This window comes from Arenimonas sp. (assembly GCF_041919775.1).
Taxonomy (GTDB): domain Bacteria; phylum Pseudomonadota; class Gammaproteobacteria; order Xanthomonadales; family Xanthomonadaceae; genus Arenimonas.
Genome location: NZ_JAYRTE010000004.1, coordinates 50,294 through 74,601, shown reverse-complemented (window position 1 = coordinate 74,601; position 24,308 = coordinate 50,294). Strand labels below are relative to the sequence as shown.

Sequence of the window (24,308 nt, the reverse complement as noted above, 5' to 3'; positions counted from 1 at the left end):
CACACTGGGCCAATGACCGTTCCGAAGCGCCCGAAGCATGTGATTCGCCTGGTCGCCGCTCTGCTGCTGTGCCTGCTGGCCGGCTGCGCAGCAATCGCCGGACGCGCAGGCGAGGGTTTCGCCGACCAGCTCGGCGACGCCGTCTACAACAGCAACGACCCCGCCACCGTCCGTGACGGCCTGCCGGCCTACCTGCTGCTGGTGGATGCGCTGGTGCAGGGCCAGACGCCGGGGAAGAAAGCCAACGCGCCGCTGCTGTTTGCCGCCGCCGGTCTCAATGGCGCCTATGCCGGCAGCTTCACCGGTGACGACGCGGTGCGGGCCCGACGCCTGTCGGCCAAGGCCCTCGATTACGCCCGGCGCGGCACCTGCCTGCGCAATCCTGGCCTGTGCGAGGCGATGCCCGGGCCGGTCGATGCCTTCGAGGCGCAGGTCGCCGACGCGCCTGCCCGCGACATCGCCGACCTGTACGCCCTGGGCGCGGCCTGGGCCGGTTACCTGCAGGCCCACAGCGACGACTGGTCCGCCATCGCCGACCTGCCGAAGGTCCAGGCCCTGCTGGAGCGGGTGGCAAAGCTGGACCCCGGGCACGACCGCGGCATGGCCCGGGTCTACCTCGGTGTGCTGCACTCGCTGCGGCCCGAGTCGGTCGGAGGACGCCCCGAGCTGGGCCGCCAGCACTTCGAAGCCGCCATCGCGCAGTCCGGCGACCGCAACCTCTACGCCAAGGTGCTGATGGCGGAAACCTATGCCCGGCTGGTGTACGACCAGCCGCTGCACGACCGGCTGCTGGACGAGGTGCTGGCCGCCGATCCGGCCGAGCCGGGCTTCACCCTGATGAACGTGCTGGCCCAGGAGCGCGCAAAGGCGCTGGTGGCCAGCGGCCGCGAATTTTTCTGACCGGGGAAACGCCATGCTGCGCCCGCTGTTGATGTGCCTGCTGCTTGTCCTGTCGCTGCCCGCCGGCGCGCAGGCGATAAAGATCGCGACCCTGGCGCCCGAAGGGTCGGCCTGGATGCGCGAACTGCGCACCGCCGCCGACCAGGTGGGCAAGGGCACCGACGGGCGCGTGCAGGTGAAGTTCTACCCGGGCGGCGTGATGGGCAACGACGCGGTGGTGCTTCGCAAGATGCGCCTGGGCCAGCTGCAGGGCGGGGTGCTTACGGCCAGCGAGCTGTCGATGGTTTATCCGGACGCACCGGCCTACAGCCTGCCTTTCCTGTTCAAGGACTGGGACGACGTGCAGCGCGTGCGCGACGCGGTGGACCCGCTGCTGGCGAAGGGCTTCGAGGAACGCGGCCTGCGCATGCTCGGTGTTTCCGGCGTGGGCTTCGCCTACCTGATGGGCGATCGCCCGCTGCGCAGCCGCGCCGACGTGGCCGGCATCAAGCTGTGGGTGCCGCAGAACGACGTCATCGCGATCCGCACCTTCGAAGCCGCCGGCCTCAGCCCGATCCCGCTGCCGATCGGCGACGTCTTCACCAGCCTGCAGACCGGCATGGTCGATACCGTCGCCAACACGCCCAGCGGCGCCATCGCGCTGCAGTGGCACGGCAAGCTCAAACACATCGTCGACCTGCCGCTGAGCTTCGTGGTCGGTTACCTGGTGCTGGATGAAAAGGCCTGGAAGCGGATGTCGCCGGCCGACCAGCAGGTGTTCGCGAAAGCTTTCGGCGAGGCCGCGGCGCGCATGGACGCCACCGTGCGGCGCGACAACCTGGCCGCGCTCGAGGCACTGAAGAAGCAGGGCCTGACCCTGACGACGCTGGCCCCGGAGGAAGCCGCGCGCTGGCGCGCCGCCGGCGCGAAGGTCATCGCCGACATGGAAGCGAAGGGTGAACTGTCCTCCGGCGTGATGTCGGCCGTACGCAAGGCGCTGGCCGCGGACGGGACGCCCTGAGGCATGGCCGGTCGCTGGCTCCGGCGCCTGCACCGGGCCGAGGACGTGCTGCTGGCGGCACTGCTGGCCTCGCTGCTGCTCCTGTCGCTGGCGCAAATCGGGCTGCGCCTGTTCCTCGACACCGGCCTGGCCTGGGCGGAACCGGCCGGGCGCGCCGGCGTGCTCTGGCTCGCCCTGCTGGGCGCGCTGGGGGCGACCCGCGGCCATCGCCACATCGCCATCGACGCGCTGCCCCGCGTGCTGCCGCCTGCGGCGCGGCGGGTGGCCTGGGCAGTCGCGCAGGCGGCGACGGCCGTGCTCTGCGCCGGCATGGCCTGGCTGGGCTGGGGCCTGGTGCAGCTTGAACGGGAAGCGCCGATGCCCTTCATCGCCGGCGTGCCCAGCTGGGTGCCGATGCTGGCGCTGCCGGCCGGCTTCGGGCTGATGGCCGTGCGCTTCGCGCTGGCCACCGCCGCCACGCCGCCGGAACCCGGGGACATGGAGCCGTGAGCCTCGGCCTGGGCCTGCTGGTGGTGGCACTGCTGGCGGCGCTGGGCATGCCGCTGTTCGCGGTGATCCTGGCCGTGGCGCTGCTGGGTTTCCACCTGGCCGGCTACGACCTGGTGATCGTGGCCGTGGAGGTTTACCGCCTCGGCGACCTGCCGGGGCTGGTGGCGATCCCGCTGTTCACGCTGGCCGGTTACCTGCTGGGCGAGAGCGGGGCGCCGCGACGCCTGGTGCGATTGTCCAATGCACTGCTGGGCTGGCTGCCGGGCGGGCTCGCGATCGTCGCCATCGTCGCCTGCGCCATGTTCACCGCCTTCACCGGCGCTTCGGGCGTCACCATCGTCGCGCTGGGCGCGCTGCTGTACCCGGCGCTGCGCGAGGCCGGCTATTCGGAACGCTACAGCCTGGGCCTGGTCACCTCGGCCGGCAGCCTGGGCCTGCTGTTCGCGCCCTCGCTGCCGCTGATCGTCTATGGCTTCGTGGCGGGGCAGGTGGGCGGGCCGACCCCGGTGACCATTCCCGACCTGTTCCTGGCCGGCCTGCTGCCGGGCCTGCTGATGATCGCCATGCTCTCGGTGCACGCGATGTGGGCCGGGCGGGGCATTGAGCGCGCCCGCCATGGTTTCGACGGCCGGGAGCTGCGCGCCGCGCTGAAGGACTGTGCCTGGGAACTGCCGTTGCCGGTGATCGTGCTCGGCGCGATCTACACCGGTGCCTTGGCGGCCAGCGAGACCGCGGCTGTGACAGCACTTTATGTATTTGTCGTAATTGTCTGTATCAAAAAGGAAATTACCTGGTCGAAGCTGCCCGGTGTCATGGCTGAATCAATGCGTCTCGTGGGCGCCATCCTGATGATCCTGGCCGCGGCGCTGGCACTTTCTAACTGGCTGGTCGACCAGCAGGTGCCGACGCGGCTGTTCGAGTGGCTCAGCGAGCACGTGGACAGCCCCTGGGTGTTCCTGGGTCTGCTGAACCTGTTCCTGCTGGCCGTGGGCATGCTGCTCGACATCTTCTCGGCCATCGTCATCCTGACGCCGCTGCTGATCCCGGTGGCAGCGGCCTTCGGCATCCATCCGGTGCACCTGGGCATCGTGATGCTGGCCAACCTGCAGCTGGGCTACTTCACGCCGCCGGTGGGCATGAACCTGTTCATCGCCGCCTACCGCTTCGGCAAGCCGATCGGCACCCTGGTGCGGGCCTGCTGGCCTTTCTTCCTGGTGCTGGGGCTGGCGGTGGCGCTGCTGACCTGGTGGCCGGCGCTGAGCCTGGCGCTCCTATAACCGGCTATAATGCCGCGCTTCACTCTCCCCGGAGCCGCTCCATGCTGCGCATCCAGGCCGAAGCGCTGACGTTTGACGACGTCTCCCTCGTTCCCGCCCACTCCGCGGTCCTTCCCAAGGACGTCAGCCTCGCCACGCAGCTCACGCGCGGCATCCGGCTGAACCTGCCGATCATCTCGGCCGCGATGGACACCGTCACCGAAGCGCGCCTGGCCATCGCCATGGCCCAGCTCGGCGGAATCGGCATCCTGCACAAGAACATGTCCGTGCAGCAGCAGGCCGCGCACGTGCTGCAGGTGAAGAACTTCGAAGCCGGCGTGATCCGCGAGCCCTTCACCGTCGGGCCGGAAACGACCATCGGCGAAGTGATCAAGCTCACCCGCGCCCGCAACATCTCCGGCGTGCCGGTGGTCGACGGCGGTCGCCTGGTCGGCCTGGTGACCAGCCGCGACATGCGCTTCGAGAAAAAGCTCGACGATCCCGTGCGCCACATCATGACCAAGAAGGAAAAGCTGGTCACGGTGCACGAAGGCGCCAGCGACGACGAAGTGCTCGAGCTGATGCACCGCCACCGCATCGAGAAGGTGCTGGTGGTCGACGACCAGTTCGCGCTGCGCGGGCTGATCACCGTCAAGGACATCCAGAAGGCCCGCGACAACCCCTACGCCGCCAAGGACGCCGACGAGCAGCTGCTAGCCGGCGCCGCGGTCGGCGTGGGCGGCGACACCGAAGCGCGCATCGAGGCGCTGGTCGCCGCCGGCGTCGACGTGGTGGTGGTGGACACCGCCCATGGCCACAGCCAGGGCGTGATCGAACGCGTGGCCTGGGTCAAGAAGACCTACCCCAAGCTGCAGGTGATCGGCGGCAACATCGTCACCGGCGACGCCGCGCTGGCGCTGATGGACGCCGGCGCCGACGCGGTGAAGGTCGGCGTGGGCCCGGGTTCGATCTGCACCACCCGCATCGTCGCCGGCGTCGGCGTGCCGCAGATCACCGCCGTGGGCATGGTCGCCGATGCGCTCAAGGGCCGCATCCCGCTGATCGCCGATGGCGGCATCCGCTTCTCCGGCGACATCGCCAAGGCCCTGGTGGCCGGCGCCAGCGTCATCATGATCGGCGGCCTGTTCGCCGGCACCGAAGAGGCGCCGGGCGAGGTCGAGCTGTTCCAGGGCCGCAGCTACAAGAGCTACCGCGGCATGGGCTCGCTGGGCGCGATGGAGATGGGCAGCAAGGACCGCTACTTCCAGGACGCGTCCGACGCCGACAAGCTGGTGCCCGAAGGCATCGAAGGCCGCGTGCCCTACCGCGGCCCGGTGCGCAACATCGTGCACCAGCTGGCCGGTGGCCTGCGCTCGTCGATGGGTTACGTTGGCTGCGCGACGATCGAAGAAATGCGCACCAGGCCCAAGTTCGTCCGCGTCACCAATGCCGGCACCCGCGAGGCGCACGTGCACGACGTGACGATCACCAAAGAGCCGCCCAACTACCGGATGGGCTGACGCCACCCATGACCGACATCCATAGCGACAAGATCCTGATCCTCGATTTCGGGGCGCAGTACACCCAGCTCATCGCCCGTCGCGTCCGCGAACTCGGCGTTTATTGCGAGATCTGGGCCTGGGACCACGATCCGGCCGAGATCGCCGCCTACGGTGCGCGCGGCATCATCCTCTCGGGTGGCCCGGAATCGACCACCGAAGCCGGCTCGCCGCGCGCGCCGCAGGAAGTCTTCGACGCCGGCGTGCCGATCCTGGGCATCTGCTACGGCATGCAGACCCTGGCCGCGCAGCACGGCGGCAAGGTCGAGGCCGGCCACCACCGCGAGTTCGGCTACGCCGAGGTCGAAGTGACGGCGCCCTGCGACCTGTTCGACGATCTCAAGGACCACGCCGGCAGCCCGCCGCGGCTGGACGTGTGGATGAGCCACGGCGACCGCGTCACCCAGGTGCCGCCGGGCTTCGAGGTCGTGGGCCGCACCGAATCGGTGCCGATCATCGCGATGGCCGACAACCAGCGGCGCTGGTACGGCGTGCAGTTCCATCCGGAGGTCACCCACACCAAGTCCGGCCAGCAGATGCTGCGCCGCTTCGCCGTGGACATCTGCGGCTGCCGCACGCTGTGGACCGCGGCCAACATCATCGAAGACCAGATCCAGCGCGTGCGCGAGCAGGTGGGCGAGGGCACGGTGCTGCTGGGCCTGTCCGGCGGCGTCGATTCCTCGGTGGTCGCGGCGCTGCTGCACAAGGCGATCGGCGACAAGCTGACCTGCGTGTTCGTCGACACCGGCCTGCTGCGCTGGCAGGAAGGCGACCAGGTGATGGCGATGTTCGCCGAGCATATGGGCGTGAAGGTCATCCGCGTCAACGCCGCGGACCGCTACTTCACTGCCCTCGAAGGCGTCTCCGACCCGGAGGCCAAGCGCAAGATCATCGGCCGCCTGTTCATCGAGATCTTCGACGAAGAGGCCGGCAAGCTCGACGACGTGCGCTGGCTGGCCCAGGGCACGATCTACCCCGACGTCATCGAGTCCGCCGGTTCCAAGACCGGCAAGGCCCACGTCATCAAGAGCCACCACAACGTCGGCGGCCTGCCCGAGCACATGAAGCTGGGCCTGGTGGAACCGCTGCGCGAGCTGTTCAAGGACGAGGTGCGCCGCATCGGCGTCGAACTCGGCCTGCCGCGCGAGATGGTTTACCGGCATCCGTTCCCGGGCCCCGGCCTGGGCGTGCGCATCCTGGGCGAAGTGAAGCGCGAATACGCCGAGCTGCTGGCCCGGGCCGATGCGATCTTCATCGAAGAGCTGCGCAAGTGGGACTGGTACGACAAGACCAGCCAGGCTTTCGCGGTGTTCCTGCCGGTCAAGTCGGTGGGCGTCGTGGGTGATGCCCGCGCCTACGAGTGGGTGATCGCGCTGCGCGCCGTGGAAACCGTGGACTTCATGACGGCGCACTGGGCGCACCTGCCCTACGAGTTCCTAGATACCGTTTCTCGCCGTATTATCAATGAGATACGGGATATTTCTCGCGTTGTTTATGACATCAGCGGCAAGCCGCCCGCGACCATCGAGTGGGAATGAAACACGCGTTTTCCCCGCAGGACGAAGTCTGGATGCAGCAGGCCCTGGCCCTGGCCGGCAGGGCCGAGGCCGAAGGTGAGGTGCCGGTCGGCGCCGTGCTGGTCGGGCCCGACGGCGCCCTGGTCGCCGAAGGCTGGAACCGCAACATCGCCGACAACGACCCGACCGCACACGCCGAGATCGTGGCCATGCGCCGCGCCGGCCAGGTGCTGGGCAACCACCGGCTTATCGGCTGCACGCTGTACGTCACGCTCGAGCCCTGCGCGATGTGCGCGATGGCGATGGTGCACGCCAGGCTGGCGCGGGTGGTGTACGGCGCGAAGGATCCCAAGACCGGCGCGGCCGGCAGCGTGTTCAACCTGCTGACCGACTCGCGGCACAACCACCGGCTGCAGGCCGAGGGTGGGCTGCTCGGCGAGCAGGCCGGGCAGCGGCTGACCGACTATTTCCGGCGCAAGCGGGCCAGGCCCGGGCTCTGATCAGCCGCCGCCGCGCCGGGACATCTCGATGTCCAGTTCGGCGTCGAAGTTGCGCACCGCCATCACCACCTCCAGGCCCATGAACTGGCTGGCGGCCAGCATGCTCAGCACCCCGGCGATCGCCAGCACCGTCGGCGCCAGGCCCAGCCGGAAGCCGCTGAAGGCATCCACGGCCAGCGCCAGGCTGGTGCCGACGAAGCAGCCCAGCGAGACGTAAAGCATCACGCAGGCGCGCATCACGTGCGTGGCGCGGGCCCGGTGGCGGCGGATCTGCACTTCCAGCACCGGCCGGTGTTCGCCCGCGGTGTTCTCCCACTGGCCCAGCAGGGCCCGCAGCCGGTCCACCACGCGCGCAAGCCGGTTGTTGGCCGATATCAGCAGCGAGCCGGTCGCCGCCATCAGCAGGGCAGGGGCCAGCATCGAGCCGAGGATGCGGTAGTGGTCGAGGTTCTCCATGGGAAACATGGGCGGGCCTGGGAGCGTGGGGGGAGCGGGGTATGATGCCGGCTCCGCCACCAAGCCCGCCAGCCGCATGCCCGCCAATCCCAACAACCTGGTCTGGATCGACCTGGAAATGACCGGCCTGGACCCGGACACCGACTCGGTGATCGAGATCGCCACCCTGGTCACCGACAGCGAGCTCAACATCCTGGCCGAAGGCCCGGAGCTGGCCATCCGGCACCCGCTGGAGCGGCTCGAGGCCATGGACGAATGGAACCGCGGCACCCACACCCGTTCCGGCCTGTGGCAGCGCGTGCTCGACAGCCAGGTGACGATGGCCCAGGCCGAGGCGCTGACGGTCGCGTTCCTCGCTGAGTGGGTGCCGGCCGGCAAGTCGCCGATCTGCGGCAACTCGATCTGCCAGGACCGGCGTTTCCTCGTGCGCCACATGCCGCGGCTGGAGCGCTACTTCCATTACCGCAACCTCGACGTCTCCACGCTCAAGGAACTCTCGCGACGCTGGTCGCCGGACGTGCTCGCGGGCGTGCAGAAGGTCGGCGCGCACACGGCGCTATCCGACATCCGTGAATCGGTGAAGGAACTGGCGCACTACCGCCGGCACATGGGCCGGCTGGGCGGGCTGGCGGAACTGGCCAACCCCGGCGGAGGCTAAGCAGCCGTCAGTCCTTCGCGACGGCCTCGTAGGCCGCCTTGGGCAGGTCCAGCACCTGGCCGTCGGCGCCGTGGTGGTAGATGTGCAGGTCGCGCTGCGGGAACGGGATGGTGATGCCGATCTCGCCGAAGTTGCGGTGCACGGCTTCCTTCAGGTCGCTGCCGGTGGCGATGTAATCGGCGGTCTTCGTCCAGGCGCGCAGCACCAGGTCGACGCTTGATTCACCCAGCCCCGTGACCAGGACCTCGGGCGCCGGATCCTCGAGCACTTTGTCGTGCCCGCGGGCGAGGCCGAGCAGGGCTTCGCGCGCCTTGCGCACGTCGTCGCCGTAACCGATGCCGACCGCCAGGTCGATGCGGCGTTCGCCACGGGCCGTGAAATTGATGATCGGCGCGGTGGTGATCTCGCTGTTGGGCAGCACGATGTCGTGGTTCTGGTAGGCGCGCAGGACGGTCTGGAAGATGCCCACGCGTTCGACCACGCCCTGCTGGCCGGCGGCCTCGACGGCGTCGCCCGCGCGGAACGGACGCAGCACGATCAGCATCACGCCGGCGGCGATGTTCGACAGTGAATCCTTCAGCGCCAGGCCGACCGCCAGGCCCGCGGCGCCGAGCACCGCCAGCAGCGAGGTGGTGGGCACGCCGACGGCGTCGAGCACCGCCACCAACACCACTACCAGGCCGACGACCTTGATGATGTTGCCCAGGAAGTCGCGCAGGATCTGCTCCATGCCCGAGCGGACCATCACCCGGTCCGCGCCCTTGGTGAGCAGCTTGATCAGGAACCAGCCGATCAGGCCGACCGCCACCGCCAGCATCAGCCTGGCGGCCCAGGGCGGCATGTTCAGCAGCTCGGCAAGCTGAGCCTCGAGACCGTCGATCCGGCCGGCGGCACGCTCCGCCGCGTTGGCGGCTTCAGTGGCCGATTCCGCCGCCTGCTGAGCCTTGTCGGCGACGTCGGCGGGTGCTGGATTGTTGGGTGTCGGGTTCGCTTGGGTCATCAATTCGCCTTGAGTTTGGCCAGTCGCAGCCAGGTGTCGATGACGGTATCGGGGTTGAGCGACACGGACTCGATGCCCTGCTGCATCAACCAGTCGGCCAGGTCGGGGTGGTCGGACGGCCCCTGGCCGCAGATACCGATGTATTTGCCCTTGGCCTTCGCGGTGGAGATCGCCATGGCCAGCAGCTTCTTGACGGCGGCGTCGCGCTCGTCGAACAGATGGGCAACGATACCCGAGTCGCGGTCAAGGCCAAGTGTAAGCTGCGTGAGGTCGTTCGAACCGATCGAGAAACCGTCGAACATCTCCAGGAATTCGTCGGCCAGCAGCGCGTTCGATGGCAGCTCGCACATCATGATGACCTTCAGGCCGTTCTCGCCGCGCTTGAGGCCGTTGGCCTCCAGCGTTTCGATGACAGCGCGGCCTTCGGCCAGCGTGCGCACGAAGGGGATCATGATCCAGCAGTTGGTCAGGCCCATTTCATCGCGGACCTTGCGCACGGCCTGGCATTCGAGCGCGAAACACTCGCGGAACTCCGGGTGCACGTAGCGCGAGGCGCCGCGGAAACCGATCATCGGGTTTTCCTCGTGCGGCTCGTACTGCTTGCCGCCGACGAGGTTGGCGTATTCGTTGGACTTGAAGTCCGACAGCCGCACGATGACGGCATTGGGCGCGAACGCCGCCGTCAACGTGGCGATGCCCTCGGCCAGGCGCTCGACGTAGAAGGACACCGGATCGGCGTAGCCGGCGGTGATCTGGTCGATCTGCTTCTTCAGGTCGGCGGGCTGCTTCGCGTATTCGAGCAGGGCACGCGGATGCACGCCGATCTGGCGGGCGATGATGAACTCCAGGCGGGCCAGGCCGATGCCCTGGTTGGGTAGCTGGGCGAAGTCGAAGGCGCGCTCGGGATTGCCGACGTTCATCATGATCTTCAGCGGCGCCGGCGGCATGTTGCCCAGGTCCGTGGTGGTGACCTCGAAGCCCAGCTTGCCGTCATAGATGTAGCCGGTATCGCCCTCGGCGCAGCTGACGGTGACTTCGGCGCCGTCGGGAATCGACGTCATCGCGTCGCCGGTGCCGACGACCGCCGGCACGCCCAGCTCGCGGGCGATGATCGCGGCGTGGCAGGTGCGGCCACCGCGGTTGGTGACGATGGCGGCGGCGCGCTTCATGATCGGCTCCCAGTCGGGGTCGGTCATGTCGGCGACCAGCACGTCGCCGGGCTGGAACTTGCTCATCTCGGCCAGGCTGCGCACGATGCGCGCGGTGCCGGCGCCGATCTTGTGGCCGATGGCGCGGCCTTCGGACAGCACCTCACCGCGCTTGTCGAGGTGGAAACGCTCGATCTGGGTGGCGTGGGCGCGCGACTTCACCGTTTCCGGGCGCGCCTGCACGACGTAGAGCTTGCCGGTGTTGCCGTCCTTGGCCCACTCGATGTCCATCGGGCGGCCGTAGTGCTTTTCGATGACCAGGGCCTGGCGGGACAGCTCCTCGACGTCGGCGTCGCTGATCGAGAACTGGCGCTGGAGTTCGGCCGGCGTCGGCTCGGTGCGCACGCGCTCGCCCGGAGCGTCGGAATAAACCATGCGCAGCTGCTTGCTGCCCAGGGTGCGACGAAGCACCGCCGGCTTGCCCTGCTCCAGCGTGGGTTTGTAGACGTAGAACTCGTCCGGGTTGACCGCGCCCTGCACGACCATTTCACCCAGGCCGAAGCTGGAGGTGACGAAAACGACGTCACGGAAACCCGATTCGGTGTCGAGCGTGAACAGCACACCCGAGGCGCCAATGTCCGAGCGCACCATCAGCTGCACGCCGGCGCTGAGGAACACGTCCTCGTGCTTGAAACCGTGGTGCACGCGGTAGGCAATGGCGCGGTCGTTGTAGAGGCTGGCGAAGACTTCCTTCACCTTGCGCACCACGTCGTCTTCGCCGGTGACGTTGAGGAAGGTTTCCTGCTGGCCGGCGAAGCTGGCGTCGGGCAGGTCCTCGGCGGTGGCCGAGGAACGCACGGCGACGGCGATGTCGCTGGCGCCGGCTTCCCCGCACATGCGGCGGTAGCCGTCGCGGATGGCCTGGTCGAGCTCGGGCTGCAGCGGGGCGTCGATGACCCAGCCGCGGATTTCAGCGCCGGCGGCGACGAGCGCGTCGACGTCCTCGACGTCGAGCGTCGCCAGCCGGTCGAAGATGCGCTGGCTGAGATCGTTGTGGGCGATGAAACGCCGGAAGGCGTCGGCGGTGGTGGCGAAACCACCCGGCACCGAGACCCCCAGTCCGGCCAGGTGGCCGATCATCTCGCCGAGCGAGGAGTTCTTGCCGCCGACCTGGGCCAGGTCGGACAGGCGGAGTTCGTGCAGCCAAAGGACGTCGGCGTTCAAGGGTGTCTCCAATCGCTCGAAGCTGCGTATGATGCGACCCGAGCGCACGCCATACAAGCTTGAATTCTCAGGGGAAAGCAGGGCATGGAAGGGGTACGGCCGGTTTTTTACGTCTCCGACGGCACGGGCATCACGGCCGAAACCATCGGCCACAGCCTGCTGACCCAGTTCAGCGGCACCGAGTTCGCCACCCGTCGCATCGCTTTCGTGGACAGCGTCGAGAAGGCCGACGCGGCCGTCGCCGAGATCCGGGCGGCCGGCGTGGAAACCGGGCTGCGTCCGGTGGTGGTGAACACCGTCGTCGACCCCGACCTGAATTCCCTGCTGGCCGAAAGCGGGGCGCTGATGCTGGACGTGTTCGCGCCGTTCATCAGCCCGCTGGAGCAGGAGCTGCAGCAGAAGCGGCATCCGCGCGTCGGTCACGCCCACGGCCTGGTGGACTTCGCCGCCTACGAGCAGCGCATCAACGCCACCAACTACGCGCTGACCCACGACGACGGCATGGACGTGCACTACGACGACGCCGATGTGATCCTGGTCGGCGTCTCGCGCTCGGGCAAAACCCCGACCTGCCTGTACATGGCGCTGCATTACGGCGTGAAGGCGGCCAACTACCCGCTGACCGTCGAGGACCTGGAAGGGCGCGAGTTGCCCAGGCGCCTGCGCGCCCACCGGCGCAAGCTGTTCGGGCTGACGATCGACCCCGAACGCCTGTCGCAGATCCGCGAGGAGCGCCGGCCCAATTCCCGCTACGCCACCCTGGCCACCTGCCGCTCGGAAGTGGTCGCGGCCGAGGCGCTGTTCCGCCAGGAAAACATTCCGGTCCTGAGCACCACCCACACCTCGATCGAGGAAATCGCGGGCAAGGTGCTGGCCAACCTGGGCATCCACCGGCACATGTTCTGAGCCCGGTTCCGGCGACTTTCCGCTTCCGGGCCGCGTGCTAGCATCCGGCCATGCCTGCCGCCGCGCCATTTGCCAGGAACCTGCCGCGCATGGGCCGCTTCGAGTGGCTGATGGGCCTGTACGGCGAGAATTTCACCCGGCTCACCCGCATGTTCCAGCCCCAGGTCCTGGCCCAGGGCAGTTACCTCTCTCGCGTGCCCGACGGGCTGGACCTGCACGTGGAGGTGCTGGCTCAGCATGCGTACACGGTCGAGCTGCGGCTGAGCTACGCGATGATCGACGCCCGCACCGGCCAGCCGGATCCGTCCGCCTACGTGCGCCTGTATCGCGACGCCCGGCAGGCCGAGGCCACTCACTGTTATGTCGGGCGCCACTGGCAGGACGTGCTGGGCCTTCGCCCGAGCGTGCAGGCCATGGTCGGCCATCGCCTGAGGATGAACGGTTTCCTCAACAAGTGGCTGGACTATCTTGAAGGGCAGGGGCATGGCCCACACTCCCTGTCCGATGCGGATCCGAGTGCCGCGGAGAAAAAAAACGCGGCATGCGCTTGACGGACCCGCGGCTCATGTCTAAACTTCCGCTTCTTCCTTCGGTGGGGCTATAGCTCAGCTGGGAGAGCGCTACAATGGCATTGTAGAGGTCATCGGTTCGATCCCGATTAGCTCCACCACCGATTTAGTTAGAGAACGCTGTCCCCATCGTCTAGAGGCCTAGGACATTACCCTTTCACGGTAGCGACCGGGGTTCGAATCCCCGTGGGGACGCCATCTAGCGTCGTTGAAAAGCCCGGCTCCGGCCGGGCTTTTTCTTTGCCTCCGCTGCGGCGAGGATGTGCCGTGGAGTACGCCGGGGAGCGTCAGCGCATGCACAACCGATTCGTGGTTTCGGACTGGTCCGCGTTCGCACCGGGGCTGGAAAGCCGCGGGCAGTGGCTCTGCTGGGCCAGCAAGCCGCACCTGCCGGACGGCGACCAGGTGCCGCCGCTTTCCGAAATGCCGGCGATGCAGCGCCGGCGCCTGGAAAAGCTCGGACGCATGGCCCTGCAGGTGGCGTGGCAGCTGCAGCCGGAGCCGGAGCCGTCGGTGCCGGTGGTGTTTTCATCGCGGCACGGCGACATCACCCGAACCTTCCAGATGCTGCGCGGGCTGGCTGGCGGCGAAGCGCTTTCGCCCACGCATTTCGGCCTGTCCACGCACAACGCCGTGATTGCCCAGTATTCGATCGCGCGCGGCCTGACCGGCAACTACCTGGCGACCGCCGGCGGCATCGAGTCGCCGGAAGCCGCCGTCACCGAAGCCCTGGGCCTGCTCGCCGACGGCGAAACCTCGGTCCTGGTCGTTCACTGCGACGACCTCACGCCGCCGGACTACGCCTGCTATCGCGACGAACCCGAGGCGCCTTACGCCTGGGCCTGGCGCCTGCGGCGGCCGGCCGCGGATGAATCCGCGCTGGCGCTGGCGCCGGCCGGGCAGGGCAGGCCGGCACCGGCTTCGGTCCCGCTGCTGCCACACGGCCTGGACGTGATGCGCTGGCTGCTGTCCACGGACCCGGAACTGGCCGCCCCGGTGTCCGGGCGCCGCTGGACCCGCGATGCCTGAGCGTTTCAACCACGCCTGGCGCGTCCTGGGCACCGCGGTTTCCTTCGCGGCCTTCGGGCTGGGCGGGTTGCTGCTGGGCCTGCTGGTGTTTCCGCTGCTGCGGCTGCTGGTGCGCGACCCGCAGCGCCAGGGCCGATTCGCGCGGGCGCTGATCCGCCTCAGCTTCGCCGGCCACGTGGGGCTGATGCACCGGCTGGGCGTGCTCAGCTACGAACTGCACGGGCTGGAGCGGCTCGATCGTCGCGGCCTGCTGGTGCTGGCCAACCACCCGACCCTGATCGACGTCGTGTTCCTGGTGTCGCTGATCCCGCAGGCAGACTGCGTGGTCAAGTCGCGCCTGCTCGGCAATCCCGTCACGCGCGGCCCGGTCAGGGCCACCGGCTACATCTGCAACGACAGTGGCGCCGGGCTGGTCGAGGACTGCATCCGCACCGTGCGCTCGGGACGCAATCTGGTGATCTTCCCCGAAGGCACCCGGACCCCGCGTGGCGAGGTCCTGGGGCCGCTGCAGCGGGGCGCCGCGAACATCGCCGTCCGCGGCCGGATCGACGTCACGCCGGTGCTGGTGACCTGCCGGCCACGCACCTTGGGCAAGGGTGAGAAATGGTATCGTGTGCCTTCACGGCGGTTTCACGTCAGGATCGAGGTCTTGCCGGACTTCCCGGTGGCTCCCTTCCTGGACGAGGCCGTGTCCGAGGCCCTCGCGGCCCGGCACCTGACCCAATCCCTGGACCACTTCTTCAAGACGGAGCTGTCGCGTGTCGGCGCTGCAAACTGAAATCAAGGAACTGATCATCGCCACCCTGTCCCTCGAGGACATCGGCCCGGACGACATCGACGCCTCGGCGCCGCTGTTCAACGAAGGCCTGGGCCTGGATTCGATCGACGCGCTGGAACTGGGCCTGGCCCTGCAAAAGCGCTACGGCGTGACCCTCGCGGCCGATTCGGCCGAAACCCGCCAGCATTTCGCCAGCGTCGACGCGCTCTGCGCCTTCGTCGCCGCGAACCGGACGCAGTAAGGCCCGCGGGCCGCAGTACGAGTTCCAGGAAAATGACCAAGGACCAGCTCTTCCAACGCATCGTCGGCATCCTGCACGACACCTTCGACATCGATCCGGCCCGGGTCACCCCGGCCTCGCGCCTGGGCGAGGATCTCGACATCGACAGCATCGATGCGGTCGACCTGATCGTGCAGCTCAAGCCTCTGCTGGGCGGAAACCTCAAGCCCGAAGCCTTCCGCTCGGTGCGCACCGTGCAGGATGTCGTCGATGCGCTGCACGCGATGATGCAGGCCGGCGACGGTTCCGCCGCGGCTGGCTGACCATGCGCGCCGCGACCGGCCTGGCCTGGCTGGCGACCCTGCTGTACCCGCTTGCCGTCTGGTTCGGCCTGGCGCACTGGGAAGCCCGCTGGGTCGCCCTGCTGCTGTTGGGCGTGGCAGGGCTGCGGGCCCTGGCTTCGCCCGAACCGGTCTGGCGCGTGGCGGCCGCGGGTGCCGCCCTGCTGGTGCTGGCCAGCTTCCTGGCCAATGACGGCCTGCCGCTCAAGCTCTATCCGGTGCTGGTGAACCTGGCGCTGCTCGGCGTGTTCGCGACCAGCCTGTGGCGACCGCCCACCGTCATCGAACGCCTGGCGCGCCTGCAGGAACCGGACCTGCCGCCCGAAGCCATCCCCTACGTCGCCCGGGTCACCAAAGTGTGGTGCGGGTTTTTCGTGATCAACGGCGCCATCGCGCTGTGGACGGCGCTGGCCGCCTCCGACGCCGCATGGGCGCTCTACAACGGCCTGGTCGCCTACCTGCTGATCGGCGCCCTGGTACTGGGCGAACGGCTCGTACGGCCCAAGCATGGCCACTGAAACACGACTGCCGCTGGCGCGCATGTGCGAACCGGGACAGCTGCCCGGCGAGCGCGAAATCGCGCCCGGCCTGCCGGCCTCCGCCTGGCTGGCGCGGGTGGCGGCGTGGCGCGAGGCGCTTGCCGGATCAGCACCGGGCGACGTCGCGCTGTTCCACGACGATGCCGCCGAGTTTTCCGCCGCTTTGTTCGGCGCCTGGCAGGCCGGCCACACGCCCTGGCTGCCCGGCGACGTGCTGCCGGCGACCTTGCAGCGCCTGGCCGAAAAAACGGTCGTACCTGTCGGCGAACTGCCGGGCGCGCTGCCGGTCCCGGCGACCGGGGAGGCGGGCCGGCTGACCGGCTTGGACCCGGCGGCCTGCCGTCTCGTGCTCTACACCTCCGGATCCACCGGCGAACCCGCGGCGATCACCAAGACCCTCGAACAGCTGGACCGCGAGGTGGCGGCGCTGGAAGCCGCGTTCGGCGCGCGCCTGGGCAGGGCGGCGGTGCAGGGCACCGTTTCGCACCAGCACATCTACGGGCTGCTGTTCCGCGTGCTGTGGCCGCTGTCGGCGGGCCGGGCCTTCCATCCGCGGCGGCTGGCCTACAACGAGCAGATCGCGGCCCTGGGTGAAACGCCGCTGGTGCTTGTCGCCAGCCCCGCCCACCTGAAGCGGCTGCCGGCCAGCCAGGATTGGTCGCAGCTGGCCGGCGGGCTGCGGGCGGTGTTTTCCTCGGGGGGTCCGCTGCCACCGGATGCGGCGATGGACGTGCGCCGACTCTGGGGCCAGGCCGCGATCGAAGTCTTCGGCAGCACCGAAACCGGCGGCGTCGCCTGGCGGGCGCCGGGCGGCGAGCAGGCGCCCTGGCAACCCTTGCCCGGTGTCGCCTGGCGGGTCGAAGCGGGCCGGCTGCAGCTGCAATCGCCACACCTGGGCCACGAGGGCTGGCAGGCCACCCAGGACCGCGCCGAAGCCTCGCCCCTGGGCGGTTTCGTACTGCTAGGGCGCGCCGACCGCATCGTCAAAATCGAAGAGCGGCGGATTTCGCTGGAAGCCGTCGAAGCGGCCTTGCTGGCTTCGCCGTGGACCGCCGAAGCCCGGGTCGTGCCACTGCCCGGGCATCGCATCCTGCTCGGCGCGGCCGTCGTGCCGTCGCCGGACGGCCAGGCCGTGCTGGCCGCCGAAGGGCGCAACGCGCTGGCCAACCGGCTCCGCGAGGACCTCGCCGGACGCATCGATCCCATCGCCTGGCCGCGCCGCTGGCGTTTCCCGGACGCGCTGCCCAGCGACGCCCGCGGCAAGACGACCCAGCGTGACCTGCTCGGCCTGTTCCGGCCGCACATGCCGACGCCCGCCTGGCACGAGCGCGGAAACGGCCGTGCCCGGCTGGAGCTGGTCGCCGACCCGGGCCTGGCCGTTTTCGACGGACATTTCCCCGGTGCGGAAATCCTGCCCGGCGTGGCCCTGCTGGACTGGGCCACCCGCCTGGGACGCGAAGCCTTCGGACTGTCGGGCGCGTTCGAGGGCATGGATGCGGTGAAATTCCAGCACCTGGTGCGCCCGGGCACCCGGCTCGACGTCGAACTGACCTGGCAGCCGCTGAAACAGCAGCTGGGTTTCCGCTTCGCATCCGCCACCGGCGTGCACGCCAGTGGCAGGCTGCGATTCCGGGCGGAGCAGGGCGAATGAGCGCCCCGTTTTCGCCGGTGGTGGTCGTGCCGGTCTTCGACCACCCGCAGGCCATTGCCGGGCTGGTGGAGACGCTGCGCGGACTGGGCGTGCCCTGCCTGCTGGTCGATGACGGTTCGGGCCCCGAATGTGCGGCGCTGCTGGCCGGGTTGGCGCACCGGCATCCGGACGCGGTTTCGCTGGTGCGCCTCGAAACCAACCAGGGCAAGGGCGCCGCGGTGATGGCCGGCCTGCGCGAAGCCGGACGACGCGGCTTCAGCCACGCGCTGCAGATCGACGCCGACGGCCAGCACGACGCCCGCGACGTGCCGCGGTTCCTGGCGATGGCGCGGGAGACGCCGGACGCGGTGATCAACGGGCGGCCGATCTACGATCAATCGGTGCCCCGGGCCAGGCTTTACGGTCGTTATGCCAGCCACGTCTGGGTCTGGATCAACACGCTGTCGCTGGCGATCCGCGATTCGATGTGCGGCTTCCGGGTGTATCCGCTGGCACCGACGGTTGCGCTGATCGACCGCGAACACATCGGCACGCGCATGGATTTCGATACCGAGATCATCGTCCGCCTGTACTGGCAGGGGCTTGCCGTGCGCGACTGTCCGACCCGGGTGACCTATCCCGAACACGGCGTTTCGCATTTCCGGATGCTGCGCGACAACGTGCGCATCAGCGCCATGCATACGCGGCTGTTCTTCGGCATGCTCCTGCGCCTGCCGCGGCTGCTGGCCCGCAAGGTGCGCGGCTGATGGCTTCCCAGCACTGGGCCGAGGTGGGCGAGTCGACCTTCGTCGGTGGCACCTGGCTGCTCTACGGCGTGCACCGTGCCTTCGGGCGGTGGCCGTTCCTGCTGTGCCTGTACCCGGTGGTGCTGGCCTACTGGCTGGGCAGCCCGCTGGCGCGCCGCAGTTCGCTCGAATACCTGCGGCGGCTGCACGCCGCCGAACCGGGCCTGTTCGACCGCCGGCCAGGCTGGCGGGCCAGCCTGCGCCACTTCACCTTCTTCGCCGAAACCCTGCTCGACAAGATGCTGGCGATCGGTGGCCGCATCCCGCGCGAACGGGTGCGCTTCAGCGGCTACGAACCGATGCTCGCCGCGTCGCGCGCAGGGGAGGGCGGCATCATCGTCACCGCGCACATGGGCTGCCTGGAGCTGATGCAGGTCGCCGCCACCTGGCGCGAGGGCCTGCGGGTGTCGATCCTGGTGCACACGGCGAACGCGCAGCGCTTCAACCAGATCCTGGACCGCATCAATCCCAAGGCCAGCGTGCGGCTGCTGCAGGTCACCGATTTTTCGCCCGCAACCGCGATGATGCTGGCCGACCGCGTCGCCGCCGGCGAGTTCATCGCCATCGCCGGCGACCGCGTGCCGGTGGCCGGCGACCGCCTTGCCCGCGCCGATTTCCTGGGCCACCGGGCCGAGTTGCCGGCCGGCCCCTACCTGATGGCGGCCGTGCTGCGCTGCCCGGTCTGGCTGCTTTCCTGCCAGCACGAAGGCGAGGGCTACCATGCCCGCATCGAGCTGATGACGCCGCGGGTGAACCTCGCCCGGCACGACCGCCAGGCCGGGCTGGACGAACACGCCTCGCGATTCGCCGCCTGGATGACCGCGCGGCTGCGAGAATCCCCGTATGACTGGTTCAACTTCTATCCGTTCTGGGAACCCAGCCCCCATGGCAAGCGCCCCGACTGACCTGCGCTCCTTCCTTGTCGACGGCAGCCCCCTCCGTATCGGGGACGTGGCCGACCTGGCCCGCGGCGAGGCCCGCTGCCGGCTGTCGGACGAGGCCGGTTTCCAGGCCCGCATCAACCGCGGCGCCGAGTTCGTCGACCGGCTGATCGCCGAGGATGGCGCGGTCTATGGCGTCAGCACCGGCTACGGCGATTCGTGCACCGTGGTGATCCCGCCGGCGCAGGTCGCCGAGCTGCCGCATCGCCTGTACACCTACCACGGCGTCGGCCTGGGGCGTTTCCTGGACGCCGAGGAAACCCGCGCGGTGCTGCTCGCGCGCCTGGCCTCGCTGTCGCAGGGCATGTCCGGCGTCAGCCTCGGCCTGCTGCGCCAGCTGCAGGCGCTGCTGGAACACGACATCCTGCCGCTGATCCCGGCCGAAGGCTCGGTCGGCGCCAGCGGCGACCTGACGCCGCTGTCCTACGTCGCCGCCGTGCTGTGCGGCGAACGCGAAGTCCTGCATCGCGGCCGCATCCGGCCCGCGGCGGAGGCCCTGGCCGAACACGGCCTGGCGCCGCTGAAGCTGCGCCCCAAGGAAGGCCTGGCGATCATGAACGGCACCGCCGTGATGACCGCGCTGGCCTGCCTGGCCTGGCGCCGCGCCGACTACCTGGGCCGGCTGGCGACACGCATCACGGCGTTCAACGTGCTGGCCAGCGACGGCAACGCCCATCATTTCGACCAGGCCCTGTTCGCCGTCAAGCCGCACGCCGGCCAGCAGCGCGTGGCCGCACGCCTGCGCCAGGACCTGGCGTCGGACCGACCCCCGCGCAACGAGCAGCGCATCCAGGACCGCTATTCCCTGCGCTGCGCCCCGCACGTGATCGGCGTGCTCGAGGACGCGCTGCCCTGGCTGTGCAACACCATCGAGAACGAGCTCAACAGCGCCAACGACAACCCGATCATCGACGCCGCGCAGGAAATGGTGCTGCACGGTGGCCACTTCTACGGCGGCCACATCGCCTTCGCGATGGATTCGCTCAAGAACCTGGTCGCCAACCTCGCCGACCTGCTCGACCGGCAGATGGCCCTGCTGGTCGACGCGCGCTACAACCACGGCCTGCCGGCCAACCTGTCGGCGGCCTCGGGCGAACGCGCCGCGCTCAACCACGGCCTGAAGGCACTGCAGATCAGCGCCTCGGCCTGGACCGCTGAAGCGCTGAAGCTGACGATGCCGGCCTCGGTGTTCTCCCGTTCCACCGAATGCCACAACCAGGACAAGGTGAGCATGGGCACGATCGCGGCCCGCGACTGCCTGCGCATCATCGAGCTCACCGAGCAGGTGACGGCCGCGCTGCTGATCACCGCGCGCCAGGGCGTGGCGCTGCGGCGTGCGCTTGAATCCGACACCGGCCTGTCCGCGGCCCCAGAGGCCATGCTGGCCGACCTGGGACGGCGCGTGCCGCTGGTCGTCGAAGACCGCGCCCTGGACGGCGAGCTGCGCCAGCTGATCCAGGCCATCCGCGACCGCGCCTGGAGCCTGTATGAAGACTGAGTTCAGCGCCGAGGTCCGCCTGACCCCGGCCTTCCACGACATCGACCCGATGGAAGTGGTCTGGCACGGCCACTACGTAAAGTACTTCGAGCTGGCGCGCTGCGCGCTGCTGCAGTCCTTCGACTACGACTACCCGCAGATGCGCGACTCGGGCTACGCCTGGCCTATCGTCGACCTGCGCGCCAAGTACGTGCGTTCTGCGCGTTACGGCCAAATGCTGGTGGTGCGGGCGACGCTGGTGGAGTGGGAGAACCGGCTCAAGATTGACTACCGGGTCAGCGACGCCGACACCGGCGAAGTGCTCACGCGCGCCACCAGCATCCAGGTGGCGGTGGACGTGGCGACCGGCGAGATGTGTTTCGCCTCGCCGAAGGCGCTGCTCGAACGGCTGGGCAGGGCAGGCTGATGCGGCCCTGGTTCGCCATGCTGCTGCTCGCCGCCAGCCTGGCCCAGGCTTCGCTGGCTGTCGCCGCCGACGAAGCACTGGCCGGCGTGCGCAGCCGGATCGAGCAGCCCGACGTCCTGCGCGGGCGTTTCGAACAGGAAAAGCACCTCAAGGGCTTCCGCAACCCGCTGCGTTCGGCGGGCACGATGCTGCTGGTGCGGGAAAGCGGCATTGCCTGGGACACCGCCGAACCCTTCGCCTCCAGCGCCGTGCTGACCCGCGAGAAGCTCACCAGCGAACTGCCCGACGGCAGCCGGCAAGTACTCCTGGACGCCGCCGATGGCCCGGCCGCCAGCGCCACCGCCGGCCTGCTGATGGCCCTGGTGGCAGGCGACCTGGACGCGCTCGCCGAACGTTTCGAGATCGCGGAAACCCTGCTCGACGATGGCGCCTGGCGGCTTGAACTGCGTCCCCGCGAGCCGGCGCTGAAGCGCGTGTTCGCAGGTTTCGAACTCGGCGGCGACCGCCACGTTCGCGAAGTGCTGATCGAAGAAACCGGCGGCGACACCACGCGTGTGCGCCTGCTGGACCTGTCCAGCGAACCCGCCACGCCCAGCCCGGCCGAGGTGGCGCGTTTTGACTGAAGCCCGTCGCCCGCGTGCCTGGGCCTGGCTGGCCCTGGCCTGGCTGCTCGCCGTGGGCGCGCTGGCCTGGCAGCAGGCCGGCTTCTGGCGCGAGGGCCGGCTCGACAGCGACGTGCTGGCGCTGCTTCCCGGCGCGCACGAAGACCCGCGCCTGGCGCAGGCCAATGCCCGCCTGGCCGAAGGCGGCACCCGCCAGCTGGTGGTGCTGCTGGGCCACGCGGACTGGCCCACGCTTCGGCGCGGCGCCGAGGCCTTCGGCGCCAGCCTGCGCGAGAACCCACGCCTGGCGCCGCTGCCTGACGACACCGCCGCGGAGGCGGCGATGTCGGCTTACGCGCCTTACCAACGCGGGCTGCTGACCCGCGAACAGCGGCAGCGACTTTCGGACACCGATCCGGCCCTGCTGGCCCGCCAGGCGCTGGCCCGCCTGTTCGCACCGGGTTCGGCGCCGGGCTGGACGGCGGACCCCCTGGGCCTGGAACTGGACTGGTGGCAGGCGCGGGCAGGGCAGGGGCCGGTGCCGCGGGACGGCCTGCTTGCGATCGAAGACGCGGACCGCCACTGGGTCGTGCAACGTTTCGAACACACCGGTTCGCCCTTCGCGCTCGACGGCGAACGCCACCTGCAGCTGGCGCTCGACCGCGCCCACGCGGCGGCCGAAAGCGCCGCCGGCCAGCCGCTGCAGCGCCTGCAGGCCGGCGTGCCGCTGCATGCCGAAGCCGCCGCGGCACAGGCGAGCCGGGAAGTCGCGACCATCGGCCTGGGCTCGCTGGCCACAGTACTGCTGCTGGCCTGGCTGGCCTTCCGCAGCCTGCGGCCGATCCTGCTCGTGGGGCTTTCGCTGGCCATCGGCGTGGCCGCCGGCGTCGCGGCCACCGCCTGGTGGTTCGGGCAGGTGCACCTGCTCACCCTGGTCTTCGGCGCCAGCCTGGTCGGCGTGGCCGAGGACTATGGCATCCACTATTTCGCCAGCCGCCAGCGCGACCCGTCGCCGCCGCGGACGCTGATGCGGCGCCTGCTGCCGGCCCTGTCGCTGGCCCTGGCCACCAGCGTGCTGGCCTACCTGACGCTGGCGATCGCGCCGTTCCCGGGGCTGCGGCAGATGGCGCTGTTCTCCGCGGCCGGTCTGACGGCCGCTTTCCTGACCGTCGTGCTGTGGTTCCCCTTCCTGGACCGCAGTGCGCCGCGGCCCAGCGGCTTCAGCCGGGTGGTGGCCGCGAGCCTGGCGCGCTGGCCGCGCTGGCCGCGTGGGCTGCCGGGACTCGCGCTGTCCCTGCTGGTGGCCGCGGGCATCGCCGGTGGCCTGTGGCAGCTGCAGGTGCGCGACGACCTGCGCAGCCTGCAGGCTTCGCCGGCGGCGCTGGTGGCGGGTGAACGCGACACTGCGCGCCTGCTGTCGCTGCCCAGCCCGGCGCAGTATTTCCTGGTCCAGGCACAAACGCCGGAAGCGCTGCTGCGCGCGGAAGAAAGCCTGGTCGACCAGCTTGCCGGGCTGCGCGAAAAGGGTGTGCTGAGTGGCTGGCGCGCGGTGTCGGACTTCCTGCCTTCGATGGCGCGACAGTCCGACGACGCGGCGCTGCGCCAGGCCGCGGAAACCGCTGCGCTCGCGCTGGCCTCCGAGGTGCTGGAAGAAGACCTGGCGGCCGCGCCAGCCCCGGTGCAGAGGCTGCAGCCGGACACCTGGCTGGCAACGCCCGCCTCGCTGCCGCTGCGACCGCTCTGGCTGGGTGAACGCGACGGCCAGTGGGCCAGCATCGTACTGCTCGAAGGCCTGGCGCCGGCGTCGGTCGAATCGCTGGCCACCGTGGCCGCCGGGTCCCCGGACGTGCGCTGGGTGGACCGCACCGCCGCGTATTCCGACCTGCTCTCGCACTACCGGCGCATGATGGGCTGGCTGGTGCTCGCGGCCTATGCCGCCGTCGGCCTGGCCCTGGTCCTGCGCTTCCGCCGCCGCGCCTGGCGGGCCCTGCTGCCCACGGCGCTGGCCGGCGCCGCCAGCCTGGGCCTGCTGGGCTGGCTGGGCGTGCCGCTGGACCTGTTCGGCGTGCTGGCCCAGCTGCTGCTGCTGGGCTTTGGCATCGACTACGGCATCTTCCTGCTTGAACACGACGACGACCCGGCCAGCTGGCTGGCGGTGTCATTGGGCGCGGCCAGCACCACGCTGGCCTTCGGCCTGCTGGCGCTTTCGGCCACGCCGGCCCTGCACAGCTTCGGCCTGAGCCTGCTGCTGGGCATCGGCCTGGTCTGGCTGCTTTCCCCCTGTTTCCGCATGCGCCGCGACAATGGCGCATTGGCCCACTGAAAACGACCTGCGA

At 69.6% G+C, this 24,308-nt stretch carries 25 protein-coding genes and 2 tRNA genes; 24 read left to right on the top strand and 3 right to left on the bottom strand.

Features of this window, described 5'->3' with window-relative positions; all coding sequences use genetic code 11:
* Positions 1-12 precede the first annotated feature (12 nt).
* Genes ACE3TE_RS03995 through tadA form a run of 7 tightly spaced genes read left to right on the top strand, consistent with a single transcriptional unit; the run spans position 13 to position 7,221 of the window.
* The gene (locus tag ACE3TE_RS03995) at positions 13-900 is read left to right on the top strand and encodes a TRAP transporter TatT component family protein (RefSeq protein WP_374602402.1); all 888 of its coding nucleotides are present in this window, start codon (positions 13-15) and stop codon (positions 898-900) included.
* Positions 901-913: 13 nt separating this feature from the next.
* On the top strand, positions 914-1,900 hold the full coding sequence (gene dctP, locus ACE3TE_RS03990) for a TRAP transporter substrate-binding protein DctP (RefSeq protein WP_374602400.1): 987 nt from the start codon (positions 914-916) through the stop codon (positions 1,898-1,900).
* 3 nt (positions 1,901-1,903) lie between these two features.
* Positions 1,904-2,389 (top strand): TRAP transporter small permease, encoded by a 486-nt coding sequence (locus ACE3TE_RS03985; protein WP_374602398.1) that lies wholly within the window; start codon positions 1,904-1,906, stop codon positions 2,387-2,389.
* Positions 2,386-3,666: a TRAP transporter large permease gene (locus ACE3TE_RS03980; RefSeq protein WP_374602396.1), complete on the top strand. Its 1,281-nt coding sequence runs from the start codon at positions 2,386-2,388 to the stop codon at positions 3,664-3,666. The genes ACE3TE_RS03985 and ACE3TE_RS03980 overlap by 4 nt, the downstream gene beginning before the upstream one ends.
* Before the next feature lie 41 nt (positions 3,667-3,707).
* Positions 3,708-5,165 carry an IMP dehydrogenase gene (gene guaB, locus ACE3TE_RS03975; RefSeq protein ID WP_374602394.1) on the top strand — a complete coding sequence of 486 codons (1,458 nt, stop codon included), beginning with the start codon at positions 3,708-3,710 and terminating at the stop codon, positions 5,163-5,165.
* Between the two features lie 8 nt (positions 5,166-5,173).
* Positions 5,174-6,742, top strand: a complete 1,569-nt coding sequence (guaA, locus tag ACE3TE_RS03970; RefSeq protein WP_374602392.1) for a glutamine-hydrolyzing GMP synthase — start codon at positions 5,174-5,176, stop codon at positions 6,740-6,742.
* On the top strand, positions 6,739-7,221 hold the full coding sequence (tadA, locus tag ACE3TE_RS03965; RefSeq protein ID WP_374602391.1) for a tRNA adenosine(34) deaminase TadA: 483 nt from the start codon (positions 6,739-6,741) through the stop codon (positions 7,219-7,221). Before guaA ends, tadA begins: the two co-directional genes overlap by 4 nt.
* Here tadA and ACE3TE_RS03960 read toward each other — a convergent pair whose 3' ends face one another.
* The gene (locus ACE3TE_RS03960) at positions 7,222-7,686 is read right to left on the bottom strand and encodes a DUF2721 domain-containing protein (RefSeq protein ID WP_374602389.1); all 465 of its coding nucleotides are present in this window, start codon (positions 7,684-7,686) and stop codon (positions 7,222-7,224) included.
* Between the two features lie 67 nt (positions 7,687-7,753).
* Between ACE3TE_RS03960 and orn the strand changes: the two genes are divergently transcribed.
* Complete coding sequence (gene orn, locus ACE3TE_RS03955) at positions 7,754-8,335, top strand: oligoribonuclease (RefSeq protein ID WP_374602387.1); 582 nt, start codon at positions 7,754-7,756, stop codon at positions 8,333-8,335.
* A 7-nt stretch (positions 8,336-8,342) separates the two neighbouring features.
* Here orn and ACE3TE_RS03950 read toward each other — a convergent pair whose 3' ends face one another.
* Entirely contained in the window at positions 8,343-9,335 is a 993-nt protein-coding gene (locus ACE3TE_RS03950) for a mechanosensitive ion channel family protein (RefSeq protein WP_374602385.1), read from the bottom strand.
* Complete coding sequence (gene ppsA / locus ACE3TE_RS03945; RefSeq protein WP_374602383.1) at positions 9,335-11,707, bottom strand: phosphoenolpyruvate synthase; 2,373 nt, start codon at positions 11,705-11,707, stop codon at positions 9,335-9,337. The genes ACE3TE_RS03950 and ppsA overlap by 1 nt, the downstream gene beginning before the upstream one ends.
* Positions 11,708-11,791: 84 nt before the next feature.
* On the opposite strand from ppsA, the gene ACE3TE_RS03940 reads away from it, so the two are divergent.
* The 16 genes from ACE3TE_RS03940 (at position 11,792) to ACE3TE_RS03865 (ending at position 24,295) form a co-directional block, all read left to right on the top strand.
* Positions 11,792-12,613: a pyruvate, water dikinase regulatory protein gene (locus tag ACE3TE_RS03940; RefSeq protein ID WP_374602381.1), complete on the top strand. Its 822-nt coding sequence runs from the start codon at positions 11,792-11,794 to the stop codon at positions 12,611-12,613.
* A 50-nt stretch (positions 12,614-12,663) separates the two neighbouring features.
* Positions 12,664-13,164: a DUF1249 domain-containing protein gene (locus ACE3TE_RS03935; protein WP_374602379.1), complete on the top strand. Its 501-nt coding sequence runs from the start codon at positions 12,664-12,666 to the stop codon at positions 13,162-13,164.
* A 43-nt stretch (positions 13,165-13,207) separates the two neighbouring features.
* Positions 13,208-13,283, top strand: a tRNA-Ala gene (locus tag ACE3TE_RS03930).
* 21 nt (positions 13,284-13,304) lie between these two features.
* Positions 13,305-13,380 (top strand) — tRNA-Glu (locus ACE3TE_RS03925).
* A gap of 96 nt (positions 13,381-13,476) precedes the next feature.
* The gene (locus ACE3TE_RS03920; protein WP_374602377.1) at positions 13,477-14,211 is read left to right on the top strand and encodes a beta-ketoacyl synthase chain length factor; all 735 of its coding nucleotides are present in this window, start codon (positions 13,477-13,479) and stop codon (positions 14,209-14,211) included.
* Positions 14,204-14,989, top strand: coding sequence for a lysophospholipid acyltransferase family protein (locus tag ACE3TE_RS03915; protein WP_374602375.1), 786 nt, complete (start codon positions 14,204-14,206; stop codon positions 14,987-14,989). The genes ACE3TE_RS03920 and ACE3TE_RS03915 overlap by 8 nt, the downstream gene beginning before the upstream one ends.
* The gene (locus ACE3TE_RS03910; protein ID WP_374602373.1) at positions 14,970-15,230 is read left to right on the top strand and encodes a phosphopantetheine-binding protein; all 261 of its coding nucleotides are present in this window, start codon (positions 14,970-14,972) and stop codon (positions 15,228-15,230) included. Before ACE3TE_RS03915 ends, ACE3TE_RS03910 begins: the two co-directional genes overlap by 20 nt.
* Before the next feature lie 32 nt (positions 15,231-15,262).
* On the top strand, positions 15,263-15,532 hold the full coding sequence (locus ACE3TE_RS03905) for an acyl carrier protein (protein WP_374602372.1): 270 nt from the start codon (positions 15,263-15,265) through the stop codon (positions 15,530-15,532).
* A gap of 2 nt (positions 15,533-15,534) precedes the next feature.
* The gene (locus ACE3TE_RS03900) at positions 15,535-16,068 is read left to right on the top strand and encodes a hypothetical protein (RefSeq protein WP_374602370.1); all 534 of its coding nucleotides are present in this window, start codon (positions 15,535-15,537) and stop codon (positions 16,066-16,068) included.
* Complete coding sequence (locus tag ACE3TE_RS03895; RefSeq protein ID WP_374602368.1) at positions 16,058-17,740, top strand: AMP-binding protein; 1,683 nt, start codon at positions 16,058-16,060, stop codon at positions 17,738-17,740. Before ACE3TE_RS03900 ends, ACE3TE_RS03895 begins: the two co-directional genes overlap by 11 nt.
* Complete coding sequence (locus ACE3TE_RS03890) at positions 17,737-18,486, top strand: glycosyltransferase family 2 protein (RefSeq protein ID WP_374602367.1); 750 nt, start codon at positions 17,737-17,739, stop codon at positions 18,484-18,486. Before ACE3TE_RS03895 ends, ACE3TE_RS03890 begins: the two co-directional genes overlap by 4 nt.
* Entirely contained in the window at positions 18,486-19,430 is a 945-nt protein-coding gene (locus ACE3TE_RS03885) for an acyltransferase (RefSeq protein WP_374602365.1), read from the top strand. The genes ACE3TE_RS03890 and ACE3TE_RS03885 overlap by 1 nt, the downstream gene beginning before the upstream one ends.
* Positions 19,411-20,964 (top strand): histidine ammonia-lyase, encoded by a 1,554-nt coding sequence (gene hutH / locus ACE3TE_RS03880; RefSeq protein ID WP_374602363.1) that lies wholly within the window; start codon positions 19,411-19,413, stop codon positions 20,962-20,964. Before ACE3TE_RS03885 ends, hutH begins: the two co-directional genes overlap by 20 nt.
* Positions 20,954-21,370 (top strand): acyl-CoA thioesterase, encoded by a 417-nt coding sequence (locus ACE3TE_RS03875; RefSeq protein WP_374602361.1) that lies wholly within the window; start codon positions 20,954-20,956, stop codon positions 21,368-21,370. The genes hutH and ACE3TE_RS03875 overlap by 11 nt, the downstream gene beginning before the upstream one ends.
* Entirely contained in the window at positions 21,370-21,993 is a 624-nt protein-coding gene (locus ACE3TE_RS03870; protein WP_374602359.1) for an outer membrane lipoprotein carrier protein LolA, read from the top strand. The genes ACE3TE_RS03875 and ACE3TE_RS03870 overlap by 1 nt, the downstream gene beginning before the upstream one ends.
* A complete protein-coding gene (locus ACE3TE_RS03865) occupies positions 21,986-24,295 on the top strand; it encodes an MMPL family transporter (protein ID WP_374602357.1) in 2,310 nt (769 codons plus the stop codon). Before ACE3TE_RS03870 ends, ACE3TE_RS03865 begins: the two co-directional genes overlap by 8 nt.
* The last annotated feature ends 13 nt before the right edge of the window (positions 24,296-24,308 follow it).

Bases quoted from the DNA above. Each gene is read 5' to 3' on its own strand.
- ACE3TE_RS03995 (WP_374602402.1), top strand. From the start codon at position 13: ATGACCGTTCCGAAGCGCCCGAAGCATGTGATTCGCCTGGTCGCCGCT.
- dctP (WP_374602400.1), top strand. From the start codon at position 914: ATGCTGCGCCCGCTGTTGATGTGCCTGCTGCTTGTCCTGTCGCTGCCC.
- ACE3TE_RS03985 (WP_374602398.1), top strand. From the start codon at position 1,904: ATGGCCGGTCGCTGGCTCCGGCGCCTGCACCGGGCCGAGGACGTGCTG.
- guaB (WP_374602394.1), top strand. From the start codon at position 3,708: ATGCTGCGCATCCAGGCCGAAGCGCTGACGTTTGACGACGTCTCCCTC.
- guaA (WP_374602392.1), top strand. From the start codon at position 5,174: ATGACCGACATCCATAGCGACAAGATCCTGATCCTCGATTTCGGGGCG.
- tadA (WP_374602391.1), top strand. From the start codon at position 6,739: ATGAAACACGCGTTTTCCCCGCAGGACGAAGTCTGGATGCAGCAGGCC.
- ACE3TE_RS03960 (WP_374602389.1), bottom strand. From the start codon at position 7,686: ATGTTTCCCATGGAGAACCTCGACCACTACCGCATCCTCGGCTCGATG.
- orn (WP_374602387.1), top strand. From the start codon at position 7,754: ATGCCCGCCAATCCCAACAACCTGGTCTGGATCGACCTGGAAATGACC.
- ACE3TE_RS03950 (WP_374602385.1), bottom strand. From the start codon at position 9,335: ATGACCCAAGCGAACCCGACACCCAACAATCCAGCACCCGCCGACGTC.
- ACE3TE_RS03940 (WP_374602381.1), top strand. From the start codon at position 11,792: ATGGAAGGGGTACGGCCGGTTTTTTACGTCTCCGACGGCACGGGCATC.
- ACE3TE_RS03935 (WP_374602379.1), top strand. From the start codon at position 12,664: ATGCCTGCCGCCGCGCCATTTGCCAGGAACCTGCCGCGCATGGGCCGC.
- ACE3TE_RS03920 (WP_374602377.1), top strand. From the start codon at position 13,477: ATGCACAACCGATTCGTGGTTTCGGACTGGTCCGCGTTCGCACCGGGG.
- ACE3TE_RS03915 (WP_374602375.1), top strand. From the start codon at position 14,204: ATGCCTGAGCGTTTCAACCACGCCTGGCGCGTCCTGGGCACCGCGGTT.
- ACE3TE_RS03905 (WP_374602372.1), top strand. From the start codon at position 15,263: ATGACCAAGGACCAGCTCTTCCAACGCATCGTCGGCATCCTGCACGAC.
- ACE3TE_RS03900 (WP_374602370.1), top strand. From the start codon at position 15,535: ATGCGCGCCGCGACCGGCCTGGCCTGGCTGGCGACCCTGCTGTACCCG.
- ACE3TE_RS03895 (WP_374602368.1), top strand. From the start codon at position 16,058: ATGGCCACTGAAACACGACTGCCGCTGGCGCGCATGTGCGAACCGGGA.
- ACE3TE_RS03890 (WP_374602367.1), top strand. From the start codon at position 17,737: ATGAGCGCCCCGTTTTCGCCGGTGGTGGTCGTGCCGGTCTTCGACCAC.
- ACE3TE_RS03885 (WP_374602365.1), top strand. From the start codon at position 18,486: ATGGCTTCCCAGCACTGGGCCGAGGTGGGCGAGTCGACCTTCGTCGGT.
- hutH (WP_374602363.1), top strand. From the start codon at position 19,411: ATGGCAAGCGCCCCGACTGACCTGCGCTCCTTCCTTGTCGACGGCAGC.
- ACE3TE_RS03875 (WP_374602361.1), top strand. From the start codon at position 20,954: ATGAAGACTGAGTTCAGCGCCGAGGTCCGCCTGACCCCGGCCTTCCAC.
- ACE3TE_RS03870 (WP_374602359.1), top strand. From the start codon at position 21,370: ATGCGGCCCTGGTTCGCCATGCTGCTGCTCGCCGCCAGCCTGGCCCAG.